The following is a 14,722-nucleotide window of genomic DNA, read 5'->3' as shown; positions in this document are numbered from 1 at the left end:
GGTGATTGTAGTTAATGACAACTAATTCGCTGATTTGTTTGCGCCGTTCGTCGCCTTGAGTGCGGCAAGCTCAGCCTGGACTTCAGCCAGTTGCGCCTCAAGCTGCACCACCCGCTGCTGCGCCTTGACTTGCACGGTCACGTCTTTCTGCACGCCGATGAAATAAACCTGGCCGTCGCTCGGATTTTTTACCGTCGAAAGGGACAGCTCATTCCAGAAGGGGGTGCCGTCCTTGCGGTAGTTGCGCAGGATTTCCCGGCACGATCCTTCGCTGTTCAACGCGTCGCGAATGTTCGGCAGGGCTTCCTGATCGCGATCACCCGATTGCAGGAAACGGCAATCCTGATAGAGGATTTCTTCGCTGGTGTAACCGGTCAGGCGTTCGAATGCGGGATTGACGTAAATCAGGATCTTGTCCTGATCGCCTTCCTTTTCCGCGATCACGATGCCGTCGTTGGAGGCGTTGATGGCCAGTTGCAGCAGTTTTGCGTTGATCATCGGTCAAACCCTTCCTTGTTGGTTGTCTAGGGCATTCTAAAAGAACAATCGGGTGTGTGCTGTTAATATCCCGGTCCTTTACTCAGGTTCAGGATCAGATTGATGAAAGTCGCCATCATTTCCGGCTCGGTGTACGGCACGGCAGAAGAAGTCGCCCGGCATGCCGCCAGCCTTTTGAAGGAAGCCGGTTTCGAAACGTCGTACAACCCGCGTGCTAGCCTTGCCGACCTTCAAGCCTTCGGCCCCGAGGCGTTCCTGGCCGTGACCTCGACCACGGGCATGGGCGAGTTGCCGGATAATCTGCAGCCGCTGTATTTCTCGATTCGCGACCAGTTGCCTGCTGCCTGGCGTGGCTTGCCGGGTGCGGTGATCGCTCTGGGCGATGCGAGCTATGGCGATACGTTCTGCGGTGGTGGCGAGTTGATGCGTGAGTTGTTCGGTGAGCTGGGCATCCGCGAAGTGCTGCCGATGCTGCATCTGGACGCCAGCGAAAGCGTGAATCCGGAAGCGGATGCCGAGCCTTGGCTGGCGGAACTGGTCGGCGCTCTGCGCGGCTGATCGATGTGCCTGGAGCACCCGCAATGGGGCTCGTCATGGTTCTGACGGGGCGGCTGAATGCGCGCCCCGTACCTTCTCTGGCGGCGGCCAATTGACACGGATCCAAACTTCCTCGCCCGCTGACTCGTTCGGTCATCAAGCTGGCTGCCAATGCAACTACACGAACCCGGAGGGCTGACTAGACTCGGTAGTCATTGGAAACACTCCATAATAAAAACCAGAGGTTCCTAGCCGTGAGCGTAGTCCCCGTCCAATCGCCCCAGAGTGTCAAAGACCTGGTCAGCCCCGCCGAATGGCAGGCCCGCGTCGACCTCGCCGCCTGTTATCGCCTGGTGGCCCAGCATGGCTGGGATGATCTGATTTTCACCCACATCTCCGCCAAAGTACCGGGCACCGAAGACTTCCTGATCAATCCGTTCGGCATGATGTTCCATGAGATCACCGCGTCGAGCCTGGTCAAGGTCGATCAGGCCGGCAACAAGCTGATGGACAGCCCTTACGAGATCAATCCGGCCGGTTACACCATTCACAGCGCGGTGCATGAAGTCCGTCACGATGTCGTCTGCGTGCTGCACACCCACACTGCATCGGGTGTCGCGGTGTCGGCGCAGAAACAAGGGATTTTGCCGATCAGCCAGCAGTCGTTGTTCGTCCTCTCCAGCCTGGCGTATCACGCTTACGAAGGCGTTGCGCTCAACCACGAAGAGAAAGCGCGACTGCAAGCCGACCTCGGCGAAAACAATTTCCTGATGCTGCACAACCACGGTCTGCTGACCTGCGGCAGCAGCATTGCCGACACGTTCCTGATGATGTTCATCTTCCAGCGCGCCTGCGATATTCAGGTCATGGCGCAGACTGGCGGCGCCGAGCTGATCGCCATCGAACCGCAGATTCTGGCGGGCGCCAAGGCGATGATCGCCGGTGTCACGAAAAGTGCTCAAGGCATGGGCGGAGCGCTGGCGTGGCCGGCGTTGCTGCGCAAACTCGATAAACAAGACCCGGGATACAAACTCTAATGGCACTCGCCGAGATTCCCCTGTCGGTCTGGCGCAAACGCAGCCAGACATTCGTGTTCCGCGGCCAGACCATTCGTTATTGGGCGGCGGGGCAGGGTGAGCCGCTGTTGCTCATCCATGGCTTTCCCAGCGCCAGTTGGGATTGGCACTACCTGTGGCAGCCACTGGCTCAGCGCTATCGCGTCATCGCCTGCGACATGCTCGGTTTCGGCGACTCGGCCAAACCGGTGAACCACGACTACAGCTTGCTGGAGCAGGCTGATCTGCAACAGGCGCTGTTGGCTTACCTGGGTGTCGAACAACCGCTGCATGTGCTGGCCCACGATTATGGCGACAGCGTGGCGCAGGAACTGTTGGCCCGGCATTACGAGTCGCGCATTCACCTCGCCAGTTGTGTGTTCCTCAACGGCGGCCTGTTTCCCGAAACCCATCGTCCAGTGTTGATACAAAAACTGTTGCTCAGTCCTTTGGGCTGGATGATCGGTCGTGCGTTCAGCCGTGATGGACTGGTGAAGAGTTTCCACCAGATCTTCGGTCCACAGACCCGTCCCAGTGAAAGCGAGATGGATGACTTCTGGAGCCTGATCGAAAGCAATCACGGCCCACGGATCATGCACAAACTCATCACCTACATTCCCGAGCGGCGCACACAGCGCGAGCGCTGGGTCGGCGCGATGCAGCGCGGTGAAGTACCGCTGCGGGTGATCGATGGCGAGGTCGACCCGATCTCCGGCGCACACATGGTCGCGCGCTACCGGGAGCTGATTCCCGACCCGGACGCGGTCCTGCTCAGCGACATCGGGCATTACCCGCAGATCGAGGCGCCGTGCCAGGTGCTCAAGCATTACCTGGCGTTTCGCGATCAGTTGCTGTCACCGCCGCTCAAGGTGGCCTGTTCCTGAGGGCTGGGGCTCATCATCCCCCAGCCTTATCGCACACCATTCAGCCTCCCCGTGTTCATTGTGACCCGCAGCGCCGTGCCTGAAACTCCAAGGCAATGTCCCTGGCCTGCTGGAGTTTTCCCACATGAATGAGTCTGTGCGCTTCGAAGATAAAGTCGTGATCATCACCGGTGCGGGTGGCGGCCTGGGACGGGCGCATGCACTGCTGTTCGCCAAACAGGGCGCGAAAGTGCTGGTCAATGACCTCGGCGGTTCGGCTCAAGGCGAAGGCGCGAACGCTTCGGCGGCTGATCGCGTGGTCGCGGAAATTCGCGAGGCGGGCGGTACTGCCGTGGCCAACCACGACTCGGTCACCGACGGCGACAAACTGGTCCAGCACGCCCTCGACGCCTTCGGCCGTGTCGACGTGGTGGTCAACAACGCCGGGATCCTGCGCGACAAGACCTTCCACAAAATGGACGACACCGACTGGGACCTGGTTTACCGCGTCCACGTCGAAGGCGCCTACAAAGTCACCCGCGCCGCCTGGCCGCACATGCGCGAGCAAAACTACGGTCGGGTGATCTTCACCGCATCCACCTCCGGCATCTACGGCAACTTCGGCCAGTCCAACTACGGCATGGCGAAACTCGGCCTCTATGGCCTGACCCGCACCCTGGCCATCGAAGGCCGCAAGAACAACATCCTGGTCAATGCCATCGCCCCCACCGGCGGCACCCGCATGACCGAAGGCCTGATCCCGCCGCAAGTCTTCGAACAACTCAAACCGGAACTGGTCAGCCCGCTGGTGGTGTACCTGGCCAGCGAAAACTGCCAGGAAACCTCCGGCCTGTTCGAAGTCGGCGGCGGCTGGATAGGCAAAGTCCGCTGGGAACGCAGCCTTGGCGCCGGGTTCGACCCACGAGAGGGTTTCTCTCCGGAAGACGTGGCGGCGCATTGGCAGCAGATTTGCGACTTCGAAGGGGCGGCGCATCCGAAGGACAATATTGAGGCGTTGAAGGAGATGATGGGGAATTTGCAGAGGTATGCGATTTAAGGGTGAGTGCGAAACCCCAAGTCGTTGTTGCGACTTGGGGGGTTAATTTTACTCGGCGTAACGTTTTTCTATGACGAACTGTGGTGCTTTCCAGTTAGGGCCTCTCACGGGGATTGGGCCTTCACTATTAGCGAGTACGCCTTCCTGGAAAAGTTGTGCATAAACTCGCAGCAACTCCCCATTGGCAATAACTTCAAAACGATATCGGCTGAACATTCTATCCAGCGATGGATACGCGAGGCTTGCGCCGAACGCGGTCACGATATCCTCAATGGGTTCGTTTTTTACGATTTGCTCAATAGTGTTCACTGGGCGCCTCCTTTAAGAAGATTTTCGTAGATTCGCTCGATTTGTTTCTCCCCCGCGTCGAGTGCATCAGCGGAGTACAATAGTGAATCACTGGCGCCAAGTTTAAAATCTTCCAGTGTGGCTGTATGAGCGTTGTTCCATTCAGGCGAACCTTCTTCGGGTATAAAAGTGTCACTCAATCCCATGACTCTGAATCTTTCCAGTTCGCGGATTTCATGAGTGTAATAGCGGCGGTCCGTATCAGTTATAACTATTTCGCCTTTCAGTATTTTTTCAAGTCGCCTGATCATAATGTCATTGGCATCTGACTGATCGAGTCGCGCGGTATGCAGTTTTACCAAGTCGACTCCTTGCCGTGTAACAGTTGCTGTTCTCCAGTCCAGCTCAAGTATCGGCCCACCTGATTTTTCTGGATTGAATTTTCGACCGCTGTACCTTCCCACTGCGGTGGCCCCGTCGTAGGGGGTACTGAACATCACATATTGCGGCGCGATACCCGACTCAATCGGAAACACATAGATGAATCCACCAAAGCTGTAGAGATCCAGCGCTGGCGATGTATCAATCCGTCCTTCGAGGACTGTGAGCGTTGCGCCGTCGTACGCGACAACATCCGGCTCATGTACCGGAAGCACCGTTGATTCATTTCCCGGCCTGACCATCGGCGTCCAGGTCATGCCGATACCCGGACCATCAGGGTGATGGGCGCTGTAAACGTTTAGAACTGGATCATAAGTGGCGAGCCGCACCGGGACTTTGTCAGGCACCGCGGTGCCGTTTGCAGCGGCAACAACGAACTCCGTGGTGTTCTCTTTAGTTTTGGAGCCCAGCGCAACCGGCAGTTCGATTTCCCCATTGACCTCAGCAATGGCATACAAGCCATCGGCGTCGTATGTCGTGAGATCCGAGAGTGGGACGCTCAAAGTGTGCGGTTCTTGTTTATCCCGTAGCGCGTAATAAACCAGCGCTGCGACACCAACGACTATCACCGCACCTGATGCTGTTCCGACCACTGCTGCCGAAGCCGTGATTGCGGCGGCCGCCGCCGATCGCAGAGCTGTCCTGATCGCGATAGTCGTTGCCACATCGACTGCCAGAGTTCCTGCTCCGACGGCAAATACCGCACCATTTGCAGCCGCTGCGCCCGAGACGGGAAACGGGCGAATGCCTTGAACGGTATCCAGCGCTTCCATCGCCTCAAGGTGCGCTTGTTCCTCCGTTTGCCGTTCATTTTCGAGGCGCAGTAGTTCGGCTTGCCGTTGAACCTCGGCTTCGGCTTCAAGTCGAGCCTGTTCCGCTGCGAAGTACTGAGCGGCTGCCTCCGCGGCAATCCGGGTTTGTTCGGCGGCCACTCGCTCGGCTTCTGCCAATGCGCTTAATCGCGCTTGCTCTTGAGCATGTGCCAGCGCTTCAGCTTCCGCCCTGATACGCGCCTGCTCAGCGGCCTGCATGACGCTGAAGGTGTGCTGAAGATTGACGGCGCGCTGGTGGAGCGACTGCAGGGTTTGAGCTAGTAATCTTGCTTCGATCGCGGCTCTAAGCGATTGATTTAGGGTTTGCATGGCAATGCCATTTGGGCCGGGCCACTTCTCTATTTTTGTGGCCCTTACCATGAATTCATTGATGTGCCGATTAAATGGATCACCTCCATAAAACGCATTGGCAATGGCAGTATTGACGTTGAGTTGTGCGGTTTTGAGCTGTGTAATTTTGCTCAATATACCTAATTCCCGAGCAACTGATTGCAATGGTGGAACCGGGTCCATCGGGCCTTCAAGTCGAGTAGTTGAAAGTTCTGATTCGATGGTTTGCGGTAATTGGCCGAGCCTGATTTGATATTCCTGTTCCAGCGCCCGAGTGGTGTTTATTACGGTGCCTCGATTTTGATTGTAAGTTGATACTCCAGGGCCGAAGGGGCCCGCTTGCAGATTGTTTCCCGCTCGTGCTGGGGAAATAAAATGATCGGGTGCTACCCCGACTATATCGACAGGGGTATCTATTTCAAGAAAGCCTGGCCTCGATTTTTTGTCCTTGGGTCGCGTTGGTGGTCTTTGCATATTCATATCCTTTTGAGTTTGCACGTTGTAGGTGTGCAAGTTTGGCCTGCTTGCGATGCATGCCTTTCTTGCCATTTAAAGTTACAGCGGAATGAAAAGTAATGTGTCTGAGAACTATGTAGGCTTTTACATAGAGAGTTGAGTGATGTTTCAGGGGGTTGGGAGCAAAGACCAAGTTGTCTTCTGTGTAAAAAGGATGTTTCTTATGCTGTTACAGGAAGTGTCTTGTAGGATTTGTTTTAAACATCAAGCGAGATACGCCAGCTCACAAAACAAACGCCCATAAAAAAGGCCGCTGCAAACGCAGCGGCCAAAGCAAGACGTTGGATCCAGGAGCTACAAATCAACGTCGGTGTACACGGGGTGATGAGTCGAACGCTTCAACTCACCTGAAATTTGTTGCGAATGGCGAAGGTTGGGATCACCTGTCGTCGCTTCGCGCTTTCCGGCTGTTTTCCGTGGAAGCCCGGCAAGAATAAGTCTTTGCCAGCAAAGGAAAAACAGCAAATGCGGACATGCACCGTTACCACCTGCGTAACAGTCGTGTGTGCCCCAGCGTAGCCCATGATTTCGACTTATGCCGCCACATCCAGTGAATCTATGCTCCGTGCAATTGCCCGTGCCATGGGGCCAGTCATCCTTTAGAGGTACATCACGAATACCTCCTTGGTGCGCTTATCGCCCCAGGCATGCGGCAGTAGGGTGAGGCCTTCTGTCACTCACCGGGGAAGACGCATGACAAAAACAACAATGCGCGCCATCTTCACACCGCAGGCGCTGGCCGCTGCGGTTGCCTTGGGCTGCTGTGCCGAGGCGCAGGCTGTTTCATTCAACATCGGGGAAATCGAAGGGACGTTCGACTCTTCGCTGTCGGTCGGCGCGAGTTGGGGCATGCGCGATGCGGACGATGCTCTGGTGGGCACCGTCAACGGTGGTAGCGGGCAGGCGTCGACCGGTGATGACGGGCGTCAGAATTTCAAGAAAGGTGAAACCTTTTCGAAGATCTTCAAAGGCATCCACGACCTCGAATTGAAGTACGGCGATACCGGTGTGTTCGTGCGCGGCAAGTACTGGTATGACTTTGAGCTCAAGGACGAAGACCGGCCGTTCAAGCCGATCAGTGATCACAATCGCAAAGAGGGTTCCAAGTCGTCCGGTGGGCAAATCCTCGATGCGTTCGTCTATCACAACTATTCCATCGCCGATCTGCCGGGCACCGTGCGTGCGGGTAAACAGGTGGTCAGTTGGGGTGAAAGTACCTTCATCGGCAACTCGATCAACAGCATCAACCCCGTCGACGTTTCCGCTTTCCGTCGTCCTGGCGCCGAGATCAAGGAAGGGCTGATTCCGGTCAACATGTTGTTTGCCTCCCAGGGCCTGACGGACAAGTTGACGGTAGAAGGTTTCTATCAGCTGGAGTGGGACCAGACCGTCGTCGACAACTGCGGCACCTTCTTCGGGGTCGATGTGGTAGCGGACGGTTGCGACAAAGGGTACACCGTCGCCAGCCCGGCCATTGCCCCGTTGCAACCGGTTGCCGCTGCATTTGGCCAAGGTTTCGAAGTGACCAAGGAGGGTGTGGTCGTTCCCCGTGGCGGCGATCGTGATGCCCGCGATTCCGGGCAGTGGGGCACGGCGCTGCGCTGGCTTGGTGATGACACCGAGTACGGCATGTATTTCATGAACTACCATAGCCGCACACCAAACGTCGGCACGACGACTGCCAGCCTTGCGACGCTGGCGACCATTCCGCGAATCGTCGCCACGGCCAACGGCATTGCCCCTGGCAGTGGTTCGGGGCTGGCGCAAAGCGTGATGCTCGGTCGCGGTCAGTACTACCTCGAATACCCTGAAGACATTCGCCTGTACGGTGCGAGTTTCGCCACCACGTTGTCCACCGGCACGGCATGGTCCGGCGAGATCAGCTATCGGCCGAACCTGCCGGTGCAGGTCAACACCAACGACCTGACCCTGACGATGCTCAACCCCATCGCCGGTGGCGCGGCGTCGCCCATCGCCACCTCGCCAGGTGCCGACAACAAAGGTTATCGACGCAAGGAAGTGACGCAGGTGCAGAGCACCCTCACGCACTTCATTGATCAGATCGCCGGTGCCGATCGCCTGACCCTGGTGGGCGAAGCGGCGGTGGTGCATGTCGGCGGCCTGGAATCCCGTAGCAAGCTGCGCTACGGCCGTGACTCGGTGTACGGCCAGTATGGTTTCGGTGGTGACACCGACGGTTTCGTGACCTCGACCTCATGGGGTTATCGGGCCCGGGCAATTCTCGATTACAGCAACGTGATCGCCGGGATCAACTTCAAACCCAACCTGTCCTGGTCCCACGACGTCGCCGGTTACGGCCCCAACGGGTTGTTCAACGAGGGCGCCAAGGCCGTCAGCCTCGGCGTCGATGCGGACTACCGCAACACTTACACCGCAAGCCTCAGTTACACCGATTTCTTCGGCGGTGACTATAACGTGCTCGAAGACCGCGACTTCGTGGCGCTGAGCTTTGGCGTGAACTTCTGATCTGGCTGAAAAGGATGAATTCAATGCGCAAGATAATTCTGCAATTGGGCACCGCCCTGGCCTTGAGCGTGCTGGCCGTGAATGTGATGGCAGCGGTGTCACCGGAAGAAGCGAACAAGCTCGGCACTACACTCACGCCGCTGGGGGGCGAGAAGGCCGGTAATGCCGATGGTTCGATTCCGCCGTGGACCGGTGGCATTCCGAAAAACGCTGGCGCGGTGGACAGCAAGGGTTTCCTCGCGGATCCGTTCGCCAATGAAAAACCGCTGTTTATCATCACCGCGGCGACGGTCGATAAGTATAAGGACAAGTTGTCCGACGGGCAGATCGCGATGTTCAAGCGCTATCCCGAAACCTACAGGATTCCGGTCTATCCCACTCACCGCACGGCAGCTCTGCCGCCGGAAGTTTATGAAGCGGCCAAGCGCAGTGCGCTAAACGTAACGCCGATCAATGACGGTAACGGCCTGGCCAACTTCACCGGCAATCGCTACTACGCCTTCCCGATTCCGAAGAACGGCGTCGAGGTGATCTGGAACCACATCACCCGCTACCACGGCGGCAACCTGCGTCGCACCATTACCCAGGCAACACCACAATCCAACGGTGACTTCACCATTATCCGCTTCAAGGACGAAGTGGCCGTGCCTTCGCTGCTGGGGGATTTGAAGCCGGGCAGCGATGACAACGTGCTCAACTATTTCAAACAGGAAGTGACCGCGCCGGCGCGGTTGGCGGGCAACGTGCTGCTGGTTCACGAAACCCTCGATCAGGTCCAGGAACCTCGCAAGGCATGGATCTACAACGCCGGACAGCGACGCGTGCGACGTGCACCGCAAGTGGCGTATGACGGCGTGGGCACCTCGTCGGACGGATTGCGCACCACCGACAACTTCGACATGTTTTCCGGCGCACCGGATCGCTACGACTGGAAGTTGATCGGCAAGAAGGAAATGTACATTCCGTATAACAGCTACAAACTCGATTCGCCTGACCTGAAGTACACCGATGTGATCAAGGCCGGTCACATCAATCAGGACCTGACGCGCTATGAATTGCACCGGGTCTGGGAAGTGGTGGCCACGGTCAAGCCTAATGAGCGACACGTGTACGCCAAGCGCCACATGTACATCGACGAAGACACCTGGCAGGTGGCGCTGGCCGATCACTATGACGGTCGCGGCCAGCTCTGGCGGGTGGCCGAAGGGCATGCGCAGTTCTACTACGATCATCAGGTCCCGGCCTATACCGTCGAAGCGCTGTATGACCTGATTGCCGGTCGCTACATCGCCCTCGGGATGAAGAACGAGGAAAAACGCAGCTTCGAATTCAACATCGCGGCAAAAGCCGGGGACTACACGCCAGCGGCCCTGCGGAGTACGGGTGTGAGGTAATCGTCCTACAGGCTCCTACACAAAAAGGTGACTTCGCGGTCACCTTTTTTATGGCTGCAAATCAGTCTGCTGAATACTTCTTCAACAAGCGCTCGGGAGGGGGCTAGGGTGGCGCCACAACTATAAAAAGGCGCATCACTATGACTGCCATGACGACGTGTCTGGACCGTCCTGGACTTCTGCCTCGCTTGTCTTCCCATCATCAGCCCCGCGAGCGCCTGGTCGAGCCTTTGCTGGCCTCGACGGCGCGGGTGAAATTGCTCTGTGCGCCGCCCGGCAGTGGCAAGAGTGCGCTGCTCACCGAGTGCCTGTTGCGTGCGCCGGCGCATTGTCGGGTGTATTGGCTGCCGCTGGCGGGTGAGCCGTTGAGTGCTGCCGATTTGCTGCAGCGGCTGGCGCAGGTGTTGGGACTGGGAGCAACGGATGAGCCGGCGGTACTGGATTACCTGGCCCGGTTGCAGACACCGACCTGGCTGTTTATCGATGACTACTGTCGCGTTGCCAATCCTGAGCTCGACCGTTTACTGGATCGTTTACTGGCTGTCAGAAGCCCTGTGTTGAATTGGTGGCTGGGCTCGCGTCGACGACCCTCCTGCAACTGGCCCCGCCTGTTGCTCGATGACGAGTTGTACGAGTACGACGGGCATGCCTTGACGTTTACCGAGCGTGACGTCGAGCAGATGCTCGGCCATGTCGAGCCGTCGCGAGTGACAAGCATCGCCAGGCGAGTCATTCAACGTAGCGGCGGCTGGTGCGCCGGTGTGCGCATTGCCTTGCTCGACGGTTGCCAGTGGGCTGCCAGTCAGGACAAGCAGGAACGGTCGGTGACGCTGCTCGATTATTTGCAACATGAACTGTTCAACACCTTGCCGCCCGAGCTGGTGGAAACCTGGCAGGTGCTGGCCCATTTGCCGCGATTCAATGCCAGCCTGTGCGAGCATCTGTTCGGCGCCGGTGAAGGCGCAAAAGGGTTGCAGACCTTGCAAGACATGGGGTGTTTCATCGAGCCGTGGGAAGACTCTGTCGACTGGCTGCGCGTCTATGTGCCCCTGGCCCGTGCGATGCGTGACGAACAGGGTTCGGCCGGTCGTTCCTGGCATCGCCGTGCGTGCCAATGGTTCTGCGCCGAGGAAGACTGGCAGGGTGCGTTTGAACAGGCGCTGCTGGCCGAAGAGTTCGAAGCCGCGGTGAGTCTGTTGCAGCACTTCAGTTTTGAGCATCTGTTCCGCCGCGAGAATGTACGTTTGTTGTTGGACCTGCACGAACACCAGGGCCAGGAGTTGACCTTGGGGTCACCGCAGTTGGTCGGGCTGATCACAGCAGCGCTATTGTTTGCCGGGCGCTTCGATCAAGCAGCGCAGTGCATTGAGCAACTGGCGCGGTTCGCGCCGCAGCCGACGGCATCGTCACAGCGGCAACTGCTGGCGCGTTGGCAGGCGCAGCAAGGCTGGCTCCTGCATTTGCAGGGACGCATGGCGTCGGCGCGCGGATACTTTGTCGAGGCGCTGGCCGAGTTGGGGGCCGACGCCTGGCCAGCGCGATTATTGTGCCTGTCCGGGTTGACCCAACAGGCGTTGCTCAATGCCGAGTTCGACGTCGCGCAGACCCTCAACCGTGACGCACTGTGCCTGGCGCGTGCGCAAGGTTCGTTGCTGTTCGAAGGCTTGCTCGAACTGGATCACGCGCAATTGCTGGAACAACGCGGCGCTCCCCGGCGTGCCGAAAGCCTGTTGGCTGATGTTCATGATTTGTTGTCTCGACAGGCGGATCGTCCGACGCCGCTACTGGGGCGGATTGCCTTGCGACGCGGGCGCTTGGCACTGTGTCAGGGGCAAGACGACGTGGCCGGTGAGTTCTTCCACAGCGGTCTTCAAGACTGCCTGCTCAGTCACGACAAGCGTGCGTTGTATGGCTTTCTCGGGCAGGCCCAGGTGGCGGCCAATCAACGCGATTACGCTCATGCGTTTGACCGCTTGCGCGATGCCGAGCGGCTGATGCAACAGCGGCAGATTCCCGACACGGTGTATCGCGGCGTTCTGCTGCAGATCAGCAGCCACTTCTGGCTTCAGCAAGGTCGGCCGCAATTGGCCCATGAAGCACTGACCCGCGTATTGCGCCATTACCGCGGGCCTCACGCTCGACAGGCTCCACCGGCGACTGTGGCGCTAGTTGCACGGGTCGAGTACTTGCTGGTGCTCGCCGAGACCCATTTGCGCCAGGCGAAGCAACCCCTGGAGCGGCTCAAAGCCTTGCTTGAACACGCGCAACAGCACGCGATGCTGGCGCTGGAAACGGAGTTGCAGTTGGCGATCTGCGAAGCGGCGGATCTGATCGGTGAACCTGAGTTGGCAAAGTCGGCTTTGCAGGCGGGTCTGGAATTGGTGGGGCGTTGCCATCTGCAACAGGCCTTGAATGACCTGCGGCTGCGTCAGCCGACGTTGCTCAATCGTCTGGGCGTGGACGAAACGCCTGCGTCGCCCCTTGACGCCAATCCGTTGAGCGCACGGGAGCTGGAGGTACTCAGCCTGATCGCCCAAGGCAACTCCAATCAACAAATCGCCGAACAATTATTTATCTCATTGCATACGGTGAAAACTCACGCGCGGCGAATTCACAGTAAGTTGGGTGTACAGCGTCGCACGCAAGCTGTTGCCAAGGCTAAGCGGTTAGGAATAGTTGGTTAGAAGTTTAAGTTGCGAGTCGGGTTGTTGTGTTTACGAATGCACACATGTCGGTTGTGTCGTTGTTTGGATGTTTTGTTGTATCTTCATGCTCGGCCAATGAAGAAAAGTTGTCGATATATTAAGTGTTGCACTTTTTTTGGTTTGCTAGTGTCGAATTATTGTATTGATATATAAATAATTAGCGGGCCGTACAGGATGTTCGAGCCTGACAACATGACAGGAAGTTTTTATGAGTAAAAAATCTTATTCTTACACCGATCCACGCATTTTGGCATTGAAGAAGATTCGCCCGGATTTTGCGGTGGAAGTGCTATTGACCGAGCGCCTTAAATCGTTGGGGATAAGCCCTTTCAGGACGTATTTGAATACGGTGGCTGATATTATTGATGAGGAAGTGAGCGACTCAATCACCTTGTTCGATGAAACATTGGCATGGGTTGAGAAGGAAGAGTTTCCTAATTATGCGCAAGTTCAGAACGGTATTTTTCATCGGCGGTTTTCCTTCGCGTCGAAAGACAGGGTTGAAGGTCTGGGGTTGTTGGAGTTTGAACGTGTCGTTATTGATATTGTCCGCATTCTCATACACGTGCCTTCCGTCAATCTATCGAAGCGCTCGGTAAAGTCGCTGAGTTTTGAAGATGTACATGCGGCGTTAAAATACAGAGTTCCGGAAGTAAACATCGACACCGTGTATGTAACGGCGTTTATTGATGAATCCGGGGAACGAAAAGTGCTGTGGTCCCGTAGTCTGGCTGAGGATCTGTATGTTTCTCTGCAACATGACGAGATCCCTTATTACCATGGCGAGCAACTGGGTGTTTATTCGGTGGCTTACAGTTCAGAGGACATTCACCGGCATGCGCAACTCACGATCACCGACATCGGCAACCTGGTGATCGATATTGTTCCCGACTTTCTGAACGGATGATTAACGGGCTTCGTAGCCCATTCGCCAACTGATGGCCCGCGTCGCCGCCAGCAATCGCTGCGCCGCCGGGCCATTTTCATCGGCATGAAACATCGATGTCGGGCCGACTACGGTCAGCACCGCCACGACATTGCCCATCGCGTTCAATACCGGGGCCGACAAGGCATCCACGCCCGGCATCAGCAAGCCATGTACATGATGCAGGCCGCGTGCACGGATCTGCTCGCACATCTGGGCGTAGGCCTGATCGTCTGCCAGTGCGTGAGTGGCATGGCCCTGCAGCTCCTGCTCACGCAGGTCCACGGTCTCGCGCTTTGGCAGGTAGGCGCCAAACACCAGTCCTGTCGAGGAACTGAGCAACGGCAGCACCGAGCCCAATTGCGTGACCACCGTTACTGCACGCACCGCCGGTTCGATGCGCACCACGGTCGCACCCTGATTGCCCCACACCGCCAGAAAGCAGGTTTCGTTCAACTCGTCGCGCAACTCGGCCAAGGGCAGGGCGGCGACTTGCAGCACGTCCATACTGTTGAGTGCCGCCAGGCCTACGCGCAAGGCTTCACGACCCAGCCCGTAGTGGTTGGTCGCGGCGTTCTGTTCGGCAAAGCCGCTGGCGATCAGCGCCTGCAAATAGCGGTGAACCTTGCTCGCTGGCATCTGCACGTGTTCGGCCAGGCGCGAGAGTGATGTCGACGGCGACAACTCGGCCAACGCCTTGAGGATGTCGGTACCCACCTCGGCGGAGCGGACTTTCTGTTTACCGTTGCTGTCGCTGGTGGGCTTTTCCATGGTGGCGCAGTGATCCCGGGAT

At 57.5% G+C, this 14,722-nt stretch carries 12 protein-coding genes; 8 read left to right on the top strand and 4 right to left on the bottom strand.

Going from position 1 to position 14,722, the window contains the following annotated elements; genetic code table 11:
- Positions 1-21: 21 nt before the first annotated feature.
- Positions 22-498 (bottom strand): PAS domain-containing protein, encoded by a 477-nt coding sequence (locus ACNYC6_RS08985; protein WP_419712001.1) that lies wholly within the window; start codon positions 496-498, stop codon positions 22-24.
- A 102-nt stretch (positions 499-600) separates the two neighbouring features.
- Between ACNYC6_RS08985 and ACNYC6_RS08980 the strand changes: the two genes are divergently transcribed.
- From ACNYC6_RS08980 to ACNYC6_RS08965, 4 genes are all read left to right on the top strand, one after another.
- Positions 601-1,056 (top strand): flavodoxin, encoded by a 456-nt coding sequence (locus ACNYC6_RS08980; RefSeq protein WP_419712000.1) that lies wholly within the window; start codon positions 601-603, stop codon positions 1,054-1,056.
- A gap of 233 nt (positions 1,057-1,289) precedes the next feature.
- Positions 1,290-2,072 carry a class II aldolase/adducin family protein gene (locus ACNYC6_RS08975; protein WP_419711999.1) on the top strand — a complete coding sequence of 261 codons (783 nt, stop codon included), beginning with the start codon at positions 1,290-1,292 and terminating at the stop codon, positions 2,070-2,072.
- Positions 2,072-2,974, top strand: coding sequence for an alpha/beta fold hydrolase (locus ACNYC6_RS08970; protein WP_419711998.1), 903 nt, complete (start codon positions 2,072-2,074; stop codon positions 2,972-2,974). The genes ACNYC6_RS08975 and ACNYC6_RS08970 overlap by 1 nt, the downstream gene beginning before the upstream one ends.
- 124 nt (positions 2,975-3,098) lie before the next feature.
- Positions 3,099-4,010, top strand: coding sequence for an SDR family oxidoreductase (locus tag ACNYC6_RS08965; protein ID WP_419711997.1), 912 nt, complete (start codon positions 3,099-3,101; stop codon positions 4,008-4,010).
- 48 nt (positions 4,011-4,058) lie between these two features.
- Here the strand turns inward: ACNYC6_RS08965 and ACNYC6_RS08960 are convergent, their stop codons facing one another.
- Together ACNYC6_RS08960 and ACNYC6_RS08955 are read right to left on the bottom strand one after the other, a co-directional pair.
- Entirely contained in the window at positions 4,059-4,319 is a 261-nt protein-coding gene (locus ACNYC6_RS08960) for an immunity protein (protein ID WP_419711996.1), read from the bottom strand.
- Complete coding sequence (locus ACNYC6_RS08955; RefSeq protein WP_419711995.1) at positions 4,316-6,415, bottom strand: S-type pyocin domain-containing protein; 2,100 nt, start codon at positions 6,413-6,415, stop codon at positions 4,316-4,318. The genes ACNYC6_RS08960 and ACNYC6_RS08955 overlap by 4 nt, the downstream gene beginning before the upstream one ends.
- A 696-nt stretch (positions 6,416-7,111) precedes the next feature.
- Here ACNYC6_RS08955 and ACNYC6_RS08950 point away from each other — a divergent pair.
- The 4 genes from ACNYC6_RS08950 to ACNYC6_RS08935 all read left to right on the top strand — a co-directional run bounded on the left by ACNYC6_RS08950 (position 7,112) and on the right by ACNYC6_RS08935 (position 13,911).
- The gene (locus ACNYC6_RS08950) at positions 7,112-8,905 is read left to right on the top strand and encodes a DUF1302 domain-containing protein (RefSeq protein ID WP_419711994.1); all 1,794 of its coding nucleotides are present in this window, start codon (positions 7,112-7,114) and stop codon (positions 8,903-8,905) included.
- Between the two features lie 23 nt (positions 8,906-8,928).
- Positions 8,929-10,299, top strand: coding sequence for a DUF1329 domain-containing protein (locus tag ACNYC6_RS08945; protein WP_419711993.1), 1,371 nt, complete (start codon positions 8,929-8,931; stop codon positions 10,297-10,299).
- A 140-nt stretch (positions 10,300-10,439) separates the two neighbouring features.
- Positions 10,440-12,983, top strand: a complete 2,544-nt coding sequence (locus ACNYC6_RS08940) for a LuxR C-terminal-related transcriptional regulator (protein ID WP_419711992.1) — start codon at positions 10,440-10,442, stop codon at positions 12,981-12,983.
- A 229-nt stretch (positions 12,984-13,212) separates the two neighbouring features.
- A complete protein-coding gene (locus ACNYC6_RS08935) occupies positions 13,213-13,911 on the top strand; it encodes a hypothetical protein (protein ID WP_419711991.1) in 699 nt (232 codons plus the stop codon).
- Here the strand turns inward: ACNYC6_RS08935 and ACNYC6_RS08930 are convergent, their stop codons facing one another.
- A complete protein-coding gene (locus ACNYC6_RS08930) occupies positions 13,912-14,700 on the bottom strand; it encodes an IclR family transcriptional regulator (RefSeq protein WP_419711990.1) in 789 nt (262 codons plus the stop codon). It lies immediately after the preceding gene.
- Positions 14,701-14,722: the final 22 nt, after the last annotated feature.

Origin of the sequence: Pseudomonas sp. NFX224 (assembly GCF_048565165.1) — a bacterium.
Lineage (GTDB): Bacteria > Pseudomonadota > Gammaproteobacteria > Pseudomonadales > Pseudomonadaceae > Aquipseudomonas.
Note: the sequence above shows the minus strand (reverse complement) of the source record. Positions and strands in the feature narration are given on the sequence as shown.

Coding starts and splice junctions, on each gene's coding strand:
- ACNYC6_RS08985 (WP_419712001.1), bottom strand. CDS start 498: ATGATCAACGCAAAACTGCTGCAACTGGCCATCAACGCCTCCAACGAC.
- ACNYC6_RS08980 (WP_419712000.1), top strand. CDS start 601: ATGAAAGTCGCCATCATTTCCGGCTCGGTGTACGGCACGGCAGAAGAA.
- ACNYC6_RS08970 (WP_419711998.1), top strand. CDS start 2,072: ATGGCACTCGCCGAGATTCCCCTGTCGGTCTGGCGCAAACGCAGCCAG.
- ACNYC6_RS08965 (WP_419711997.1), top strand. CDS start 3,099: ATGAATGAGTCTGTGCGCTTCGAAGATAAAGTCGTGATCATCACCGGT.
- ACNYC6_RS08950 (WP_419711994.1), top strand. CDS start 7,112: ATGACAAAAACAACAATGCGCGCCATCTTCACACCGCAGGCGCTGGCC.
- ACNYC6_RS08945 (WP_419711993.1), top strand. CDS start 8,929: ATGCGCAAGATAATTCTGCAATTGGGCACCGCCCTGGCCTTGAGCGTG.
- ACNYC6_RS08940 (WP_419711992.1), top strand. CDS start 10,440: ATGACTGCCATGACGACGTGTCTGGACCGTCCTGGACTTCTGCCTCGC.
- ACNYC6_RS08935 (WP_419711991.1), top strand. CDS start 13,213: ATGAGTAAAAAATCTTATTCTTACACCGATCCACGCATTTTGGCATTG.
- ACNYC6_RS08930 (WP_419711990.1), bottom strand. CDS start 14,700: ATGGAAAAGCCCACCAGCGACAGCAACGGTAAACAGAAAGTCCGCTCC.